Here is a 15910-nt window from a genome sequence, read left to right on the forward strand (position 1 = left end):
GAAGCCCGAAGCCCGAAGCCGCGGTTGCGCCGGCATCGCTCCGGCGCGTCAGGCCGCCAGCATCTCCTTCGCGTGCTTGCGGGTCGTTGCGGTGATTTCGAGGCCGCCCAGCATCCGCGCGACTTCCTCGATGCGGCTCGCCCTGTCGAGCGGAACGACCGTCGACACGGTGCCGCCGTCGCCATCCCCGCTCTTCGCGACCTGGAAGTGCTGGTCGCCGCGCGCGGCCACCTGCGGCAGGTGGGTCACGCACAGCACCTGCCGGTCGCGTCCCAGCTGGTGCAGCAGGCGGCCGACCACTTCGGCGACGCCGCCGCCGATGCCGGTGTCGACTTCGTCGAAGATCAGCGTCGGCGTCGGGCTCGCGGCGCTCGCGATTACCGCGAGCGCGAGGCTGATCCGCGCCAGCTCGCCGCCGGACGCGACCTTCGCGAGCGGCCGCAGCGGCACGCCGGCGTGCCCGGCGACGCGGAATTCGATCTGCTCGAGCCCGTGCGGGCCGCCGTCGGCGAGCGGCACCAGCGCGACCTCGAAGCGGCCGCCGGCCATCGACAGCTCCTGCATGCCCGTGGTGACGGCCGCGCCGAGCGCGTCGGCGGCCTGCGCGCGGGCCGCCGACAGCCGTTTCGCGTCGGCGACGTAGGCTTCCCGCGCGGTGGCCTGCGCGGCCTCGAGCGCGCCGAGATCGGCGGCCGCGTCGAGCGCGGCCAGCTGCGCGCGCCGCGCCGCATGCTCGTCGTGCAGCGTCTCGGGCGGCAGGCGGAACTTGCGGGCGGTCGAGTGCAGCGCGTCGAGGCGGGATTCGACCTGCGCGAGACGCTCCGGATCGAGGTCGAGGCGCTGCGCGTAATGCGACAGCGAGTAGACGGTTTCCTGAAGCTGGATTTCCGCCGGCTCCAGCGATGCGAGCGCGTCGTTCAGCGCGGGATCGTAGTCGGCGAGGCTGCGCAGCTTCGAGACAATCGCGCCGAGTTGCGCGAGCATCGCGTCGTCGGCCTCGGACAGCGCGTTGAGCGCGCCGCGCACACCGTCGATCAGGTTCGCCGAATGCGACAGGCGCTTGTGCTCGCCGCTGATCTCGTCCCATTCGCCGGGCTGCGGCGCGAGCTTGTCCAGCTCCGCGAGCTGCCACGCGAGCTTTTCCCGCTCGAGCTGCAGCTCGCGCTCGTGCGCGCGCGCGGCCTCGATCGCCTGCGTCGCGTCGCGCCAGACGCGCCATGCGCGCCCGACGTTCGCGGCGTCGGCCGACAGCCCGGCATGGGTGTCGAACAGCTCGCGCTGCGCGTCGGGCCGCATCAGCAGCTGGTGCGCGTGCTGGCCATGGATGTCGACGAGCATCTCGCCGAGTTCGCGCAACTGCGCGAGCGTCGCGCTGGTGCCGTTGATGAACGCGCGCGAGCGGCCGTTCGCGTCGATCACGCGACGCAGCATTACGGTGTCGTCGGCGTCGAACGCGTGTTCGTCGAGCCAGCGCGCGACCCGGTCGTGCGGCGTGAACTCGGCGGTGATGTCGGCGCGGCCGCAGCCGGCGCGCACGACGCTCGCGTCGGCGCGCTCGCCGAGCGCGAGCGCGAGCGCGTCGATCAGGATCGACTTGCCGGCGCCGGTTTCGCCGGAAAAGACGGTAAAGCCGCTGTCGAATTCGAGATCGAGCGCGGCGACAATGACGAAGTCGCGAATCGAGAGATGGCGGAGCATGATGTCGGGCGGAAAGGGCGTCAGGACTCCGTGTCGTCGTCTTCGTTCGACGGATGTTCGTTCCAGTGCAGCTTCTTGCGCAGCGTCGCGTAATAGCTGTAGCCGACCGGGTGCAGGAACGGGACCGTGTGCTTCGAGCGGCGCACCTCGATCGTGTCGTTCAGCTCGAGCGCGGTGAACGACTGCATGTCGAAGTTCACGTTGACGTCGCGCCCGGCGATGATCTGGATGGCGATCTTCGAGTCGTCCGGCAGCACGATCGGCCGGTTCGACAGCGCGTGCGGCGCGATCGGCACGAGCACGATGCCCTGCAGCTGCGGGTGCAGGATCGGCCCGGACGACGACAGCGCGTAGGCGGTCGAGCCGGTCGGCGTCGCGACGATCAGGCCGTCCGAACGCTGGTTGTACATGAACCGGCCGTCGACCGACGCGCGCAGCTCGACCATCCCGGAGAAGCCGCTGCGGTTCACCACCACGTCGTTGAACGCGAGCGCGTGATAGATCGGCTCGCCGTCGCGCACGATCCGGGCTTCCAGCAGCGAGCGTTCCTCGCGCTCGAACTTGCCCGTGAGGATCACCGGCACGAGCGTCTGCATGTCGGCCGCCGCGATGTCGGTGACGAAGCCGAGCCGCCCGTGGTTGATCCCGATGAGCGGGGTCTTGTACGGGGCGAGCTGGCGGCCGATGCCGAGCATCGTGCCGTCGCCGCCCAGCACGACCGCCACGTCGGCGCGCGCCCCGATTTCCGCCGGGGTGAGCGCCGGGTAGCCGGCAATGCCGATTTCGCGCGCGGTGTCGGCTTCGAATACCACGTCGAAGCCGCGCTTCGCGACGCACTCGGCCAGCGTGGCGAGCGGCTCGGCAATGCCGGGCGTATTGCTCCGGCCGACGAGCGCGACAGTATGGAACTGATTACCGGTTTTCATGCCGGCATTACACCATAGCTCGATGACGAAAAGAACCGCTCCCCGTCACCGGGGCGGCGGGCGGCGCGCACAGCCGCCGCCGGCGGGGCCACTCGCGGCGGTCGCGCGGTTGCGCTAAAATTTTCCTCCATGCTAGACCCGCGCGCACGAACCCTTCTGAAAACCCTGATCGAACGGTATATCGCCGACGGTCAGCCGGTCGGATCCCGCACGTTGTCTCGTTATTCCGGGCTGGAGCTGAGCCCGGCGACGATTCGCAACGTGATGTCCGACCTGGAGGAGCTCGGCCTCGTGTCGAGCCCGCATACGTCGGCCGGCCGCGTGCCGACGCCGCGCGGCTACCGGCTGTTCGTCGACACGATGCTGACCGTCGAGGCGCCGATCGACGCCGACGCGGTCGTCCGCCAGGTGCAGAGCACGCTGCAGGCGGGCGAGCCGCAGCAGAAAGTCGTCGCGGCCGCGGCGAGCGTGCTGTCGAACCTGTCGCAGTTCGCGGGCGTCGTGCAGACGCCGCGCCGCAGCCACGTGTTCAAGCAGATCGAGTTCATGCGCCTGTCGGACAAGCGCATCCTGCTCATCATCGTCACCCCCGAGGGCGACGTGCAGAACCGGATGATCGCGACCCAGCGCGACTACACCCCGTCGCAGCTGACCGAGGCGTCCAACTACATCAACGCGCATTTCGCCGGCCTGTCGTTCGACGAGGTGCGCCGCCGCCTGCGCGAGGAAATCGACGAGCTGCGCGGCGACATGACCGCGCTGATGCACGCGGCCGTGACCGCGAGCACCGAGGAGCCGGCCACCGAGGACACCGTGCTGATTTCCGGCGAGCGCAACCTGCTCGAAGTGGCGGACCTGTCGTCCGACATGGCGCGGCTGCGCAAGCTGTTCGACGTGTTCGACCAAAAGACCAGCCTCCTGCAATTGCTCGACGTGTCGAGCCACGCCCAGGGCGTGCAGATTTTCATTGGCGGCGAATCGACGCTCGTGCCGATCGAGGAGATGAGCGTCGTCACCGCGCCCTACGAGGTCAACGGCAAGATCGTCGGCACGCTCGGCGTGATCGGCCCGACCCGGATGGCGTACAACCGCGTGATCCCGATCGTCGACATCACCGCGCGGCTGCTGTCGCTCGCGCTCAGCCAGCAATAACCTGCGCCGACCCCGCCATCGTGCCGCCGCGCGGCGCGCGCCGCAATCGGCCGAACGGCCAGCGCAAGCCCGTTATCAGCGTGAACAGGCCCGGGTCCCGGCGCACAGGGCGGCCCGCTATAATTGAAAGCCGTCCGGTTTCGTGTCCGACACGTCTTGCCTATGCGCTACGATCCTGAGCCGCCTTCGAACGTCGCGGCCGCCCACCGCATCGCGGTGCTGCTGATCAACCTCGGCACGCCCGACGCGCCGACGCCGCGCGCGGTCCGGCGCTATCTTGCCGAATTCCTGTCCGACCCCCGGGTCGTCGAGATCCCGCGGGCGCTCTGGCAGATCCTGCTGCGCGCGGTGATCCTGCCGCTGCGCGGCCGCGCATCCGCGAAGAAATACGCCGCCGTCTGGACGCCCGAGGGCTCGCCGCTGCGCGTCCACACCGAGCGCCAGGTCGAAGGCGTCCGGCACCTGCTCGCATCGAACGGCTACCAGGTGCTGGTCGACTACGCGATGCGCTACGGCAGCCCGGGTATCGCGCAGGTGCTCGCGCAGCTCAAGCGCGTCGGCGTGGAGCGGGTGCTGCTGATGCCGATGTATCCGCAATACTCGGCATCGACCACGGCGACCGCGTTCGACGCCGCGTTCGCGGCGCTCGCGCGGATGCGCAACCAGCCGGAAATCCGCACCGTCCGCCACTACGCCGATCATCCCGCCTATATCCACGCGCTTGCCGAGCAGGTGCGTCAGCACTGGGCGGTGCATGGCAGGCCGGATTTCGCGGCGGGCGACAAGCTGGTGCTGAGCTTCCACGGCGTGCCGAGGCGCACGCTCGACCTCGGCGATCCGTATCACGAGCAGTGCCAGCAGACGGCCGCGCTGCTGATGGCGGCGCTCGGGCTGTCGACGATCGAATGCCGCGTCACGTTCCAGTCGCGTTTCGGCAAGGCGGAGTGGCTGCAGCCCTACACCGAGCCGACGCTGCGCGAACTGGGCGCGGCCGGCGTGCGGCGCGCGGATGTGTTCTGCCCCGGATTCACCGCCGACTGCCTCGAGACGATCGAGGAGATCGGCATGGAAGTGCGCGACGCTTTCCTCGCGGGCGGCGGCCAGGTGTTCCACCGCATTCCGTGCCTGAATGGCGCGCACGCGTGGATCGGCGCGCTCGGCGAGATCGCCGCGGAGAATTTGCAGGGCTGGCCGGTCAAGGCGGCGCAGTCCGAGACGGTATCCTGACACGATGAACTACAAGATTTCCACCGAGCCCGGCGCACGGCTGCGCATCGACAAGTGGCTATGGGCCGCGCGGTTCTTCAAGACGCGCTCGCTCGCGGCCGACGCGGTCGACAAGGGCCGGGTGCGGATCGGCGGCGCGCCGGTCAAGCCGGCCAAGGAAGTGCGGGTCGGCGACGAGGTCGAGATTGCGATCGAAAGCGTCGTCTGGCACATTGCCGTGCTGGGCGTGTGCGACGTGCGCGGGCCGGCGAGCGTCGCGCAGACGCTTTACGCCGAGACGGAAGAAGGGCGGGCGAAGCGGCTCGCCGAGCAGGACCGGCGGCGCGCGTTCCGCGAGCCGGCGGCCGAGCTGCACGGCCGGCCCACGAAGCGCGATCGCCGCGTCATCGACAGATTTTCTGGTGGGGACTGAACAGCTGGTCGAACGTCGCCCGTGCGCTTCCGTATTCGGTCGTGCGGTCGGTGACCGCTCCGGAAAGGCAGATGGTGGTGGTGCCCGCGATGAGTACCAGCGCGACCACCGATATGGCAAAGGTCAGTTTCACGGTACTCCCCTCGAGAAGACGGGTGAAAATGGTGCCAGGTGGATGTCGGACATCGGCGGGATCAGGGTATACGTGATTCGCCGATGCCTGCGTGCAGTGTAGTTCAGCCCTCGGGGGCGGGCTAGTGCCGGTCCCGTAAGGGTTGTTACAGGGCGTTTCGGCGGTCCGGCGATCCGGCGGCCTGGCGATCCGGTGGCTGCGCGCGGTGCGCCGCCGGATCGTGCGGTTGTTTCGCGATGCGGGCGAATGCGCGGAAAAACCCTCTTGAAGTCACACTTTTCGCCCTTATCTGCACCGACAATGTGCGGCACCGGCGGGCATTCGTCCGACGGTTGCCGATTTGGCTTTAACTTCTAAATCGACTTTCAGCGACATGGAAAACACGCAAGAGAACCCGGCTACCCAATCGGCCGACGAGACCGGCCGCGGCACGCAGGACGCCGCTCCGGCAGTCGACACCGCCGCGGCTGCGCTCGCCGAGGCTCAAGCCAAGGTCGCCGAGCTGCAGGAGAGCTTCCTGCGGGCGAAGGCCGAGACCGAGAACGTGCGCCGCCGTGCGCAGGACGATGTCGCGAAGGCGCACAAGTTCGCGATCGAGAGCTTCGCCGAGCACCTGCTGCCGGTGCTGGACAGCCTGGAAGCGGCCGTCGGCGACACGTCCGGCGATCTGGCGAAGGTCCGCGAGGGTGTCGAGCTGACGCTGCGCCAGCTGCACAGCGCGCTTGAGAAGGGCCGCGTGAACGCGCTCAACCCGGTCGGCGAGAAGTTCGATCCGCATCAGCATCAGGCGATCTCGATGGTGCCGGCCGATCAGGAGCCGAACACCGTCGTCGCGGTGCTGCAAAAGGGCTACACGATCGCCGACCGCGTGTTGCGTCCGGCGCTCGTCACGGTCGCCCAGCCGAAGTAAGCCAGCCGATCGCCACCGCAAGCGCCGATCCGGTCGTGTCCGGCGCCCCGAAGGGCGTCCCCGTTCCGCTGGACGTACCGTCCGGGCATCGGAGGGACTGTTCGGCATGGCGGCGCTTGCCGCCGGCGCGTCCGGCGCCGGCCCGGCGACCGGCCGGCATCGTCCACGGCGGTTCCGGGCTGCGGCGCCGGCCGGCCGCCGGGCGGTCGTGCCGGCAGCGGACGGCGATTGAAAAAATTTAATGGCCGCATTGCTTGTCGGGTCTTGAAAACGGTGCAGCCGGACCTATTTCGAGATCAGAGTTGAATTCGGCGCGCGAAACCGTCGCAAAAAGCCGGTTTTCGCGCAGCAATCAAGGATTTCTGGAGATTAGGAAAAATGGGAAAGATCATCGGTATTGACCTCGGCACCACGAACTCGTGCGTCGCCATCATGGAAGGCAATCAGGTCAAGGTCATCGAGAACTCGGAAGGCGCGCGCACCACGCCGTCGATCATTGCCTACATGGACGACAACGAGGTGCTCGTCGGCGCGCCGGCGAAGCGTCAATCGGTGACCAACCCGAAAAACACGCTCTTCGCGGTCAAGCGCCTGATCGGCCGCCGCTTCGAAGAGAAGGAAGTGCAGAAGGACATCGGCCTGATGCCGTACACGATCACCAAGGCGGACAACGGCGACGCATGGGTCGAAGCCCACGGCGAGAAGCTGGCGCCGCCGCAAGTGTCGGCTGAAGTGCTGCGCAAGATGAAGAAGACGGCCGAAGACTATCTCGGCGAGCCGGTCACGGAAGCCGTGATCACGGTGCCGGCGTACTTCAACGACAGCCAGCGCCAGGCGACCAAGGACGCGGGCCGCATCGCGGGCCTCGAAGTCAAGCGGATCATCAACGAGCCGACCGCGGCCGCGCTCGCGTTCGGCCTCGACAAGGCTGAAAAGGGCGACCGCAAGATCGCGGTGTACGACCTCGGCGGCGGCACGTTCGACGTGTCGATCATCGAGATCGCGGACGTCGACGGCGAAATGCAGTTCGAAGTGCTGTCGACCAACGGCGACACGTTCCTCGGCGGTGAGGACTTCGACCAGCGCATCATCGATTACATCATCGGCGAGTTCAAGAAGGAGCAGGGCGTCGACCTGGCGAAGGACGTGCTCGCGCTGCAGCGCCTGAAGGAAGCCGCTGAAAAGGCGAAGATCGAGCTGTCGTCGAGCCAGCAGACCGAAATCAACCTGCCGTACATCACGGCGGACGCGTCGGGCCCGAAGCACTTGAACCTGAAGATCACCCGCGCGAAGCTGGAAGCGCTGGTCGAGGATCTGGTCGAGCGTACGATCGAGCCGTGCCGCATCGCAATCAAGGATGCCGGCGTCAAGGTGTCGGACATCGACGACGTGATCCTGGTCGGCGGCCAGACCCGCATGCCGAAGGTCCTGGAGAAGGTGAAGGAGTTCTTCGGCAAGGACCCGCGTCGTGACGTGAACCCGGACGAAGCCGTCGCCGTCGGCGCGGCGATCCAGGGCCAGGTGCTGTCGGGCGACCGCAAGGACGTGCTGCTGCTCGACGTGACCCCGCTGTCGCTCGGCATCGAGACGCTCGGCGGCGTGATGACGAAGATGATCAACAAGAACACGACGATCCCGACGAAGCACGCGCAGGTGTATTCGACGGCGGACGACAACCAGGGCGCCGTGACGATCAAGGTGTTCCAGGGCGAACGCGAAATGGCGGCGGGCAACAAGCTGCTGGGCGAGTTCAACCTCGAAGGCATCCCGCCGGCACCGCGCGGCACGCCGCAGATCGAAGTGACCTTCGACATCGACGCGAACGGCATCCTGCACGTCGGCGCGAAGGACAAGGCGACCGGCAAGGAAAACAAGATCACGATCAAGGCGAACTCGGGCCTGTCCGAAGCCGAAATCGACCAGATGATCAAGGACGCGGAAGCGAACGCGGCGGAAGACCACAAGCTGCGTGAGCTGGCCGATTCGCGCAACCAGGGCGACGCGCTGGTCCACAGCACGAAGAAGGCGCTCGCCGAGTACGGCGACAAGCTGGACGCGGGCGAGAAGGAGAAGATCGAGGCTGCGCTGAAGTCGCTCGAGGACGTCCTGAAGGACACCTCGGCCGACAAGGCCGCGATCGACGCGAAGGTCGAGGAAGTCAGCACGGCGTCGCAGAAGCTCGGCGAGAAGATGTACGCCGACATGCAGGCGCAGGCTGGCGCGGCTGGCGCGGCAGGTGCGGCCGGCGCGGCGGGTGCAGCGGAAGGCGCGGCGCATGCCGGCGGCGCGCAACAGGCTGCCGACGACGTCGTCGACGCAGAGTTCAAGGAAGTCAAGAAGGACTGAGCCGGGTCGCAACCGCACCGCACGCCGCGCGCGACACGCGCGTGGCGCGGCTGACACGGTCCGTCATTCCTTCCGGATGGCCGGATCGATCCTACGCCTGGCGGGCCTCGCGGCCCTCCGGGCACATTTGTTTTTTGGCGGGTGCTGCATGCGCGTCGGCGGACGGGCGTCGCAGCGCCAGACGAGTCGCGAGACTTTACTGCAAGCGAAAGGAGCCGCCGCGTGCGTGATGCGCGGACGGTATGAATCGATATGGCGAAACGGGATTACTACGAGGTTCTGGGCGTCGCGAAGAATGCGAGCGACGACGAAATCAAAAAGGCATATCGCAAGCTTGCGATGAAGTATCACCCTGACCGCAATCCGGACAACAAGGATGCGGAAGAGCATTTCAAGGAAGTGAAGGAAGCCTACGAAATGCTGTCGGACACGCAGAAGCGGGCCGCGTACGACCAGTACGGCCATGCGGGCGTCGATCCGAACATGGGCGGTGCTGGCGCACAGGGCTTCGGCGGGTTTGCCGATGCGTTCGGCGACATTTTCGGCGACATCTTCGGCCAGGCGGCCGGCGGCCGTGGCGGCCGAGCGGGCCCGCAGGTGTATCGCGGTGCCGACCTGCGCTACAGCATGGAGATTACGCTCGAGCAGGCCGCGCACGGCTACGACACGCAGATCCGCGTGCCGAGCTGGGTGTCGTGCGAGATCTGCCACGGCTCCGGCGCGAAGCCGGGCACCAAGCCCGAGACCTGCCCGACCTGCCATGGCCAGGGCACGGTGCGCATGTCGCAGGGCTTTTTCAGCATCCAGCAGACCTGCCCGAAGTGTCACGGCAGCGGCACCCACATCCCGGAGCCGTGCGGGCACTGCCACGGCTCGGGCAAGGTGAAGGAAACCAAGACGCTCGAAGTGAAGATTCCCGCGGGGATCGACGACGGCATGCGGATCCGCTCTGCCGGCAACGGCGAGCCGGGCATCAACGGCGGGCCGTCGGGCGACCTGTACGTCGAGATCCACATCAAGCCGCATTCGGTGTTCGAGCGCGACGGCGACGATCTGCATTGCCAGATGCCGATTCCGTTCACGACGGCGGCGCTCGGCGGCGAGATCGAAGTGCCGACGCTCGCGGGCCGCGCGACCTTCCCGGTGCCCGAGGGCACGCAGTCGGGCAAGACGTTCCGTCTGCGCGGCAAGGGCATCAAGGGGCTGCGCGCGAGCATCGCGGGCGATCTGTACGTGCATGTCCAGGTCGAGACGCCCGTGAAGCTCACCGAGCAGCAGCGCGATCTGCTCAAGCAGTTCGAGAAGTCGCTGTCGGAAGGCGGCGGGCGCCACAGCCCGCAGAGCAAGGGCTGGTTCGACCGCGTGAAGAGCTTCTTCGAGTGAGTGGTCGAGTATGACTGAAGGCAGCGAGAGCGCGCCGTTCGCGCTCTTGGACGATTGCGACTCGACCGCGTCCGCGCGGTCGAGCCGCTTGTACAGCGGGTTCGTGCGGGAGCGGGGGTGCACCGATCCCGCGCAACTCGATGCGGTCGACGCGGCGCTCGCGCAGGATCTGCGCGACGGCCTGCATGCGGTCGTCGTCGGCGATTACGAATTCGGACGCAACCTGCAATGGGCGCAGCCGGGCGAAGCCCCGCTGCGCTTTTTGCTGTTCGAGCGTTGCGAGCGGCTGTCGCGCGACGAGGTCGACGCGTGGCTCGCGCGGCATGACGGCGGTGCGCCGGTGCCGTCGGTCGCAGGTGTGTCGCAAGTGCGCAAGAGCGTGACGCGCGACGCGTTCGACGCGGCGATCGCGGCGGTGCACGACGCGTTGCGCGCCGGCGATTCGTATCAGATCAACTACACCTACCGGCTCCATTTCGATACGTTCGGCACGCCGCTCGCGCTGTACAGGCGCCTGCGCGCGCGTCAGCCGGTGCGTTACGGCGCGCTGATCGCGCTGCCCGGCGGACGGTGGGTCGTGTCGTGCTCGCCGGAGCTGTTCGTCGAGAAGCAGGGCGACGTGCTGCGTGCGCGGCCGATGAAGGGCACCGCGCCGCGTTCGGCCGACCCGGTGCGCGATGCCGAGGCGGCGGCGTTCCTCGCCGGCGATGCGAAGAATCGCGCCGAGAACGTGATGATCGTGGACCTGCTGCGCAACGATCTGTCGCGGATCGCGCGCACCGGCACCGTCAAGGTTCCCGCGCTGTTCTCGGTCGAGCCGTATGCGTCGGTCTGGCAGATGACGTCGACCGTCGAGGCCGGATGGCGGGACGGGACGACGTTCGCGGGGATGCTGCGCGCGCTGTTCCCGTGCGGCTCGATCACGGGCGCGCCGAAGCACCGGACGATGCAGCTGATCGACGCGATCGAGACCACGCCGCGCGGCCTTTACACCGGCACGATCGGCTGGCTCGATGCGCCGAAGGAAGACTCCCGTCCCGCGGGAAGTCCTTTGGGCGCATCGGCAGACGTGCCGCGCGAGCCGGCGGCCGCGTGCGGCGATTTCTGCCTGTCGGTGGCGATCCGCACGCTGACGCTGGATGCGGCCGGCGCGAGCGTGCGCCGCACGGGCACGATGGGCGTCGGCGCGGGGATCGTGCTCGACAGCGTCGCCGCCGACGAATATGCGGAGTGCGAATTGAAGGCGCGTTTCCTGACCGGGGCCGACCCCGGCTTCCAGCTGTTCGAAACCACCTGCGCGTCGCGCGCGGGCGGCATCGCTCATTTCGATCGCCATCTCGCGCGCCTGCAGCGCAGCGCCGACACGTTCGGGTTCGCTTTCGATCCGGCGGCGTGTCGTGCGCAGGCCGCCGCGCGCTGTGCGGTGCTCGATGGCGACGGTCCGTACCGGATGAAGCTCGCGCTCGCGAAGGACGGCACGCTCGAGATCGTCGCGGCGCCGCTCGCGCCGTTGCCGGCGGGGCCGGTCGGCGTGCTGCTCGCGCCGGAGCACGGCTTTGCGCCGACGCATTCCGGCGACGCGCTGCTGCTGCACAAGACCACGCGCCGCGCCGACTACGATCGCGCGTGGCAGGCGGCCGAGGCGCTCGGCTGCTTCGACATGCTGTTCTTCAACGAGCGCGGCGAACTGACGGAGGGCGGCCGCTCGAACGTGTTCGTCAAGCTCGACGGCCAGTGGGTGACCCCGCCGCTGTCGTGCGGCGTGCTGCCGGGCGTGATGCGCGGCGTGCTGCTCGACGATCCGGCGTTCGGCGCGCAGGAGCGCGTCGTGACGCGCGACGCGCTTTCGCGCGCGCAGGCACTGGTGCTGACGAACGCATTGCGCGGCCGTCTCGATGCGGTGCTCAGCCACGCGCCGCACTGATCGCGTCCGGCCATGAAAAAAGCGCGGCGTCCCGGCAACGGGCGCCGCGCTTTTTTTCATCGCGCGAGGACGGCGCGCGGCTACGCGCGCACCGGATCAGAACGCGTGTTCAGGGCCGGGGAACGTACCGTCCTTGACCGCGCGTACATAGGCCTCGACGGCCGCCTGGATGTTCGGCTGACCGTGCATGAAATCCTTCACGAAGCGGGGCCGCTTGCCGGGGAAGATCCCGAGCATGTCGTGCAGCACCAGCACCTGGCCCGAGCAATCCGAGCCGGCGCCGATACCGATCGTCGGGATCTGCAGCATCTGCGTGACCTCGGACGCGACGAGCGTCGGCACGGCTTCGAGCACGACGAGCTGCGCGCCGGCCGCCTCGATCGCACGCGCGTCGCGCAACAGTTGCGCGGCGCCTGCTTCTGTCTTGCCCTGCACCTTGAAGCCGCCGAACGCATGCACCGACTGCGGCGTCAGGCCGACGTGCGCGCACACGGGCACCGAGCGCTCGACGAGGAAGCGCACCGTGTCGGCGAGCCATTCGCCGCCTTCGAGCTTGACCATCTGCGCGCCGGCGCGCATCAGCCTGACGGAGCTGGCGAATGCGTCGGCCGGGGTGCCGTACGTGCCGAACGGCAGGTCCGCGACGATCAGCGCGCGCGGCTGCGCGCGCGCAACGCAGGCGGTGTGATACGCGATGTCGTCGAGCGTGACGGGCAGCGTGGTCGTCTGGCCTTGCAGCACGTTGCCGAGCGAATCGCCGATCAACAGCGCGTCGACGCCCGCGCGGTCGAGCAGCGACGCGAAGCTCGCGTCGTAGCAGGTCAGCATCGCAATCTTCTCGCCGCTGTCGCGCATCGTCTGCAGCTTGGGCACCGTCACGGCAGGCCGACTCGATTCCTGGAGATAGGTCATGAGAAATCCGGTTCGATGTATGAGGACATGGGCGGGGTGCTCAGCGCACCGTCTCGCCCTTGGCGAAGAATTCCTTGCGGCCGCGCATCGTCTCGATGTGTTCGACGAGCAGCGCGAGGTCTTCGGGAGATTCCTGCGGATTCAGGTGTTCCGCGGCGACCGTCAGCACCGGCGTGCGGTCGTAGTGATAGAAGAATTCGTTGTACGCGTCGCACAGCGCACGCAGGTACGCGTCGCCGATCTGCTGCTCCATCGGCAGGCCGCGCTTCTGGATCCGCGCGAACAGCACTTCGGGGCTCGCCTGAAGATACACGACGAGATCGGGCGCTGGCGCACCGGGGGCGTCGACATGCGCGGCGAGCGTGCGATACAGCTGCCACTCGTCGTCCGGCAGGTTCAGCCGGGCGAAGATATCCGTCTTCTGCGGCATGAAGTCGGCGACGACCGGCCTGCCCGTCTCCAGCGCGCCGACCAGTTCGCGCGTCTGCTGCGCGCGCTGCAGTGCGAACGACAGCTGGGTGGGCAGCGCATAGCGTGCGCTGTCGCGATAGAAGCGTTCGAGAAACGGGTTGTCCTGCGGGCGCTCGAGCAGCGGCTGCATCGACCAGCGCTCGGCGAGCAGCCCGGCGAGCGTCGTCTTGCCGGCGCCGATCGGGCCTTCGATCACGAGATAACGGTGCGGCGCGCGCAGGTCCGGCGCGGTGACGGTCAAGGGTGTCTGGTTCATCGGCAACGGGTCTTGTCGGCGGCTGCGGTGTCGGCGAGCACCTTCTGCATCAGGCACTGGCAGCTCTGCACTTTTTCGATGCGCTGGCTCGCGACCGCGGCGAGAAACGCGTCGGCACGGCCGCGCGCCGGAATGTCGAGCGCCGGGTCGATCTCGACCAGCGGCACGAGCGCGAATGCGCGGTCGGTCAGGCGCGGATGCGGCACGATCAGGTCGGGCTCCTCGATCGAATCGCTGCCGAACAGCAGGATGTCGAGGTCGAGCGTGCGGGGCGCATTGCGGTACGGGCGCTCGCGCCCGAAGTGATGCTCGATCTGCTGGCAGAGCGCGAGCAGCTCGCGCGCGGCGAGTGTCGTGTCGACCTTGACGACGCAGTTGTAGTAGTCGTCGCCGTCCGCATCGACCGGCGCCGTGCGGTACAGGCTCGACTTGCCGAGTACCGAGATGGCGCGCTGCTGTGCGAGGCACACCACCGCGTCCTTCAAGGTCTGGCGTGCATCGCCGAGATTCGCCCCCAGCCCGAGATAAGCAACCGTCATGGCATCACTTCCTGCGTCGTTCGCCCGCGCGTCAGTCTTCCGCGCCGGACGGGCCGCCCGACGCATCCGTTGCGTCCGTCGCGCCGTCGTCCGACTTGCGATTGCGCGCGCCGCCGCGACGGCGGCGCTTGCGGGGCGACTTGTCCTTGCTGCCGCCCTGGTTGAGCAGCGTCTCGCGCGCGGCCGCGTCGCCGTCGATGAAATCCGTCCACCACTGCGCGACTTCCGCGTCCAGCTCGCCGGATTCGCAGCGCAACAGGAGGAAATCATACCCCGCCCTGAATCTCGGGTGTTCCAGCAGGCGCAGCGCGCTGCGGCCCGAGCGCTTATCGAGGCGCAGCTGCAGCCCCCAGATCTCGCGCATGTCGGCCGAGTAGCGCTTGTGGATCGCCAGCTTCTCGGTCTGCATGTCGAGCACGTCGTCCATCGCGCGATGTAGTGCCGGCACCGGGAATTCGCCGTCGGCCGAGTATTGCTCGAACCGCTGGCGCATGTCGTGCCACAGCAGCGTCGCGAACAGGAAGCCCGGCGACACCGGCTTGCCGGCGCGCACGCGCGCGTCGGTGTTGTTCAGCGCGAGGGTGATGAACTTCTCGCCCTGCGGCTGTTCCAGCACGACGTCGAGCAGCGGCAGCAGGCCGTGATGCAGGCCTTCCTTGCGCAGCTGCTTCAGGCACGCGAGCGCATGGCCCGACAGCAGCAGCTTCAGCATTTCGTCGAACAGGCGCGCGGCGGGCACGTTGTTGATCAGGTCGGCCAGATCCTGGATCGGCTCGCGGGTGTGCTGCTCGATCTCGAATTCGAGCTTCGCCGCGAAGCGCACGACCCGCAGCATCCGCACCGGGTCTTCGCGGTAGCGGGTGGCCGGGTCGCCGATCATCCGCAACAGGCGCGCGCGCATGTCGGCCATCCCGTCGTGATAGTCGAGCACCGTCTGCGTGGCCGGGTCGTAGTACATCGCGTTGATCGTGAAGTCGCGGCGCGCGGCGTCCTCGTGCTGTTCGCCCCACACGTTGTCGCGCAGCACGCGGCCGCTCGCGTCGACCGCATGGGTGCGGCGATCGAGCTCGTCGCGCTTCAGGCGCCGCGCGGGCATCGCGCCCTGGGCGTCCGCGCCTTGCGGACTCCCTGCGGGAGCGTCCTTCGGGGCGTCGACCAGCGCGCGGAACGTCGACACCTCGATCAGCTCCTGGCCGAACTGCACGTGGACGATCTGGAAGCGGCGGCCGATCAGGCGCGCACGGCGGAACAGGCGCTGCACTTCGGTCGGCGTCGCGTCGGTCGCGACGTCGAAGTCCTTCGGCGCGATCCCGAGCAGCAGGTCGCGCACGGCACCGCCGACGATGAACGCGCGATAGCCGGCCTGCTGCAGCGTGTCGGTCACGCGCACGGCGTTCCTCGAGATCAGCGCGGGATCGATGCGGTGCACGTTCGCGGGCACGACGGTCGGCTCGTGGTTGCGTGCTTTTTTCGCGGCGGCGCCACGCGCGCCCTTCGTGCGGGGCGCGGCGGGCCGTGCCTCCCCTGCGGGAGCGTCATGCGGGGCGCCGGCGGCTTCGGTGAGCGGCTGCGGGGCAGTTTCCTGGCCGAGCAGCTTGCGGATGAATTTTTTGATCACGAC

The 15910-nt window shown here is 68.3% G+C and carries 14 protein-coding genes; 7 read left to right on the plus strand and 7 right to left on the minus strand.

The window, feature by feature from the left end; all coding sequences use genetic code 11:
* Positions 1 to 48: 48 nt before the first annotated feature.
* Both recN and LIG30_RS07725 read right to left on the minus strand, forming a co-directional pair.
* Positions 49 to 1698, minus strand: coding sequence for a DNA repair protein RecN (gene recN, locus LIG30_RS07720; protein ID WP_038711021.1), 1650 nt, complete (start codon positions 1696 to 1698; stop codon positions 49 to 51).
* Positions 1699 to 1718: 20 nt separating this feature from the next.
* Positions 1719 to 2624 carry an NAD kinase gene (locus LIG30_RS07725; protein ID WP_038711022.1) on the minus strand — a complete coding sequence of 302 codons (906 nt, stop codon included), beginning with the start codon at positions 2622 to 2624 and terminating at the stop codon, positions 1719 to 1721.
* Between the two features lie 129 nt (positions 2625 to 2753).
* Between LIG30_RS07725 and hrcA the strand changes: the two genes are divergently transcribed.
* The 3 genes from hrcA to LIG30_RS07740 all read left to right on the plus strand — a co-directional run bounded on the left by hrcA (position 2754) and on the right by LIG30_RS07740 (position 5415).
* Entirely contained in the window at positions 2754 to 3776 is a 1023-nt protein-coding gene (hrcA, locus tag LIG30_RS07730) for a heat-inducible transcriptional repressor HrcA (RefSeq protein WP_038711023.1), read from the plus strand.
* Positions 3777 to 3938: 162 nt separating this feature from the next.
* Positions 3939 to 5003, plus strand: coding sequence for a ferrochelatase (gene hemH / locus LIG30_RS07735; RefSeq protein WP_038711024.1), 1065 nt, complete (start codon positions 3939 to 3941; stop codon positions 5001 to 5003).
* Positions 5004 to 5007: 4 nt separating this feature from the next.
* On the plus strand, positions 5008 to 5415 hold the full coding sequence (locus LIG30_RS07740) for an RNA-binding S4 domain-containing protein (protein WP_038711026.1): 408 nt from the start codon (positions 5008 to 5010) through the stop codon (positions 5413 to 5415).
* Here the strand turns inward: LIG30_RS07740 and LIG30_RS26975 are convergent.
* Positions 5387 to 5548 (minus strand): hypothetical protein, encoded by a 162-nt coding sequence (locus LIG30_RS26975; RefSeq protein ID WP_200929649.1) that lies wholly within the window; start codon positions 5546 to 5548, stop codon positions 5387 to 5389. The genes LIG30_RS07740 and LIG30_RS26975 overlap by 29 nt on opposite strands.
* 373 nt (positions 5549 to 5921) lie before the next feature.
* Here LIG30_RS26975 and grpE point away from each other — a divergent pair, with 373 nt between their 5' ends.
* The 4 genes from grpE (at position 5922) to pabB (ending at position 12111) form a co-directional block, all read left to right on the plus strand.
* A complete protein-coding gene (gene grpE, locus LIG30_RS07745; RefSeq protein ID WP_038711027.1) occupies positions 5922 to 6458 on the plus strand; it encodes a nucleotide exchange factor GrpE in 537 nt (178 codons plus the stop codon).
* Positions 6459 to 6836: 378 nt separating this feature from the next.
* Complete coding sequence (gene dnaK / locus LIG30_RS07750) at positions 6837 to 8804, plus strand: molecular chaperone DnaK (protein WP_038711029.1); 1968 nt, start codon at positions 6837 to 6839, stop codon at positions 8802 to 8804.
* Between the two features lie 252 nt (positions 8805 to 9056).
* Positions 9057 to 10187 (plus strand): molecular chaperone DnaJ, encoded by a 1131-nt coding sequence (gene dnaJ / locus LIG30_RS07755; protein ID WP_038711030.1) that lies wholly within the window; start codon positions 9057 to 9059, stop codon positions 10185 to 10187.
* Between the two features lie 10 nt (positions 10188 to 10197).
* Entirely contained in the window at positions 10198 to 12111 is a 1914-nt protein-coding gene (pabB, locus tag LIG30_RS07760) for an aminodeoxychorismate synthase component I (RefSeq protein ID WP_038711031.1), read from the plus strand.
* Positions 12112 to 12207: 96 nt separating this feature from the next.
* Here the strand turns inward: pabB and panB are convergent, their stop codons facing one another.
* Genes panB through pcnB form a run of 4 tightly spaced genes read right to left on the minus strand, consistent with a single transcriptional unit; the run spans position 12208 to position 15907 of the window.
* The gene (gene panB / locus LIG30_RS07765; RefSeq protein ID WP_038711033.1) at positions 12208 to 13023 is read right to left on the minus strand and encodes a 3-methyl-2-oxobutanoate hydroxymethyltransferase; all 816 of its coding nucleotides are present in this window, start codon (positions 13021 to 13023) and stop codon (positions 12208 to 12210) included.
* A 40-nt stretch (positions 13024 to 13063) separates the two neighbouring features.
* A complete protein-coding gene (locus LIG30_RS07770) occupies positions 13064 to 13750 on the minus strand; it encodes a deoxynucleoside kinase (RefSeq protein ID WP_038711034.1) in 687 nt (228 codons plus the stop codon).
* The gene (gene folK / locus LIG30_RS07775; protein ID WP_038711037.1) at positions 13747 to 14289 is read right to left on the minus strand and encodes a 2-amino-4-hydroxy-6-hydroxymethyldihydropteridine diphosphokinase; all 543 of its coding nucleotides are present in this window, start codon (positions 14287 to 14289) and stop codon (positions 13747 to 13749) included. The genes LIG30_RS07770 and folK overlap by 4 nt, the downstream gene beginning before the upstream one ends.
* Positions 14290 to 14320: 31 nt before the next feature.
* Positions 14321 to 15907 carry a polynucleotide adenylyltransferase PcnB gene (gene pcnB / locus LIG30_RS07780; RefSeq protein ID WP_038711038.1) on the minus strand — a complete coding sequence of 529 codons (1587 nt, stop codon included), beginning with the start codon at positions 15905 to 15907 and terminating at the stop codon, positions 14321 to 14323.
* Positions 15908 to 15910: the final 3 nt, after the last annotated feature.

It is taken from the genome of Burkholderia sp. lig30 (assembly GCF_000687455.2).
In the GTDB taxonomy this organism is placed as follows: Bacteria; Pseudomonadota; Gammaproteobacteria; order Burkholderiales; family Burkholderiaceae; genus Burkholderia.

Coding starts and splice junctions, on each gene's coding strand:
- dnaK (WP_038711029.1), top strand. CDS start 6,837: ATGGGAAAGATCATCGGTATTGACCTCGGCACCACGAACTCGTGCGTC.
- grpE (WP_038711027.1), top strand. CDS start 5,922: ATGGAAAACACGCAAGAGAACCCGGCTACCCAATCGGCCGACGAGACC.
- hrcA (WP_038711023.1), top strand. CDS start 2,754: ATGCTAGACCCGCGCGCACGAACCCTTCTGAAAACCCTGATCGAACGG.
- folK (WP_038711037.1), bottom strand. CDS start 14,289: ATGACGGTTGCTTATCTCGGGCTGGGGGCGAATCTCGGCGATGCACGC.
- pabB (WP_038711031.1), top strand. CDS start 10,198: ATGACTGAAGGCAGCGAGAGCGCGCCGTTCGCGCTCTTGGACGATTGC.
- panB (WP_038711033.1), bottom strand. CDS start 13,023: ATGACCTATCTCCAGGAATCGAGTCGGCCTGCCGTGACGGTGCCCAAG.
- LIG30_RS07740 (WP_038711026.1), top strand. CDS start 5,008: ATGAACTACAAGATTTCCACCGAGCCCGGCGCACGGCTGCGCATCGAC.
- recN (WP_038711021.1), bottom strand. CDS start 1,698: ATGCTCCGCCATCTCTCGATTCGCGACTTCGTCATTGTCGCCGCGCTC.
- LIG30_RS07770 (WP_038711034.1), bottom strand. CDS start 13,750: ATGAACCAGACACCCTTGACCGTCACCGCGCCGGACCTGCGCGCGCCG.
- LIG30_RS07725 (WP_038711022.1), bottom strand. CDS start 2,624: ATGAAAACCGGTAATCAGTTCCATACTGTCGCGCTCGTCGGCCGGAGC.
- dnaJ (WP_038711030.1), top strand. CDS start 9,057: ATGGCGAAACGGGATTACTACGAGGTTCTGGGCGTCGCGAAGAATGCG.
- hemH (WP_038711024.1), top strand. CDS start 3,939: ATGCGCTACGATCCTGAGCCGCCTTCGAACGTCGCGGCCGCCCACCGC.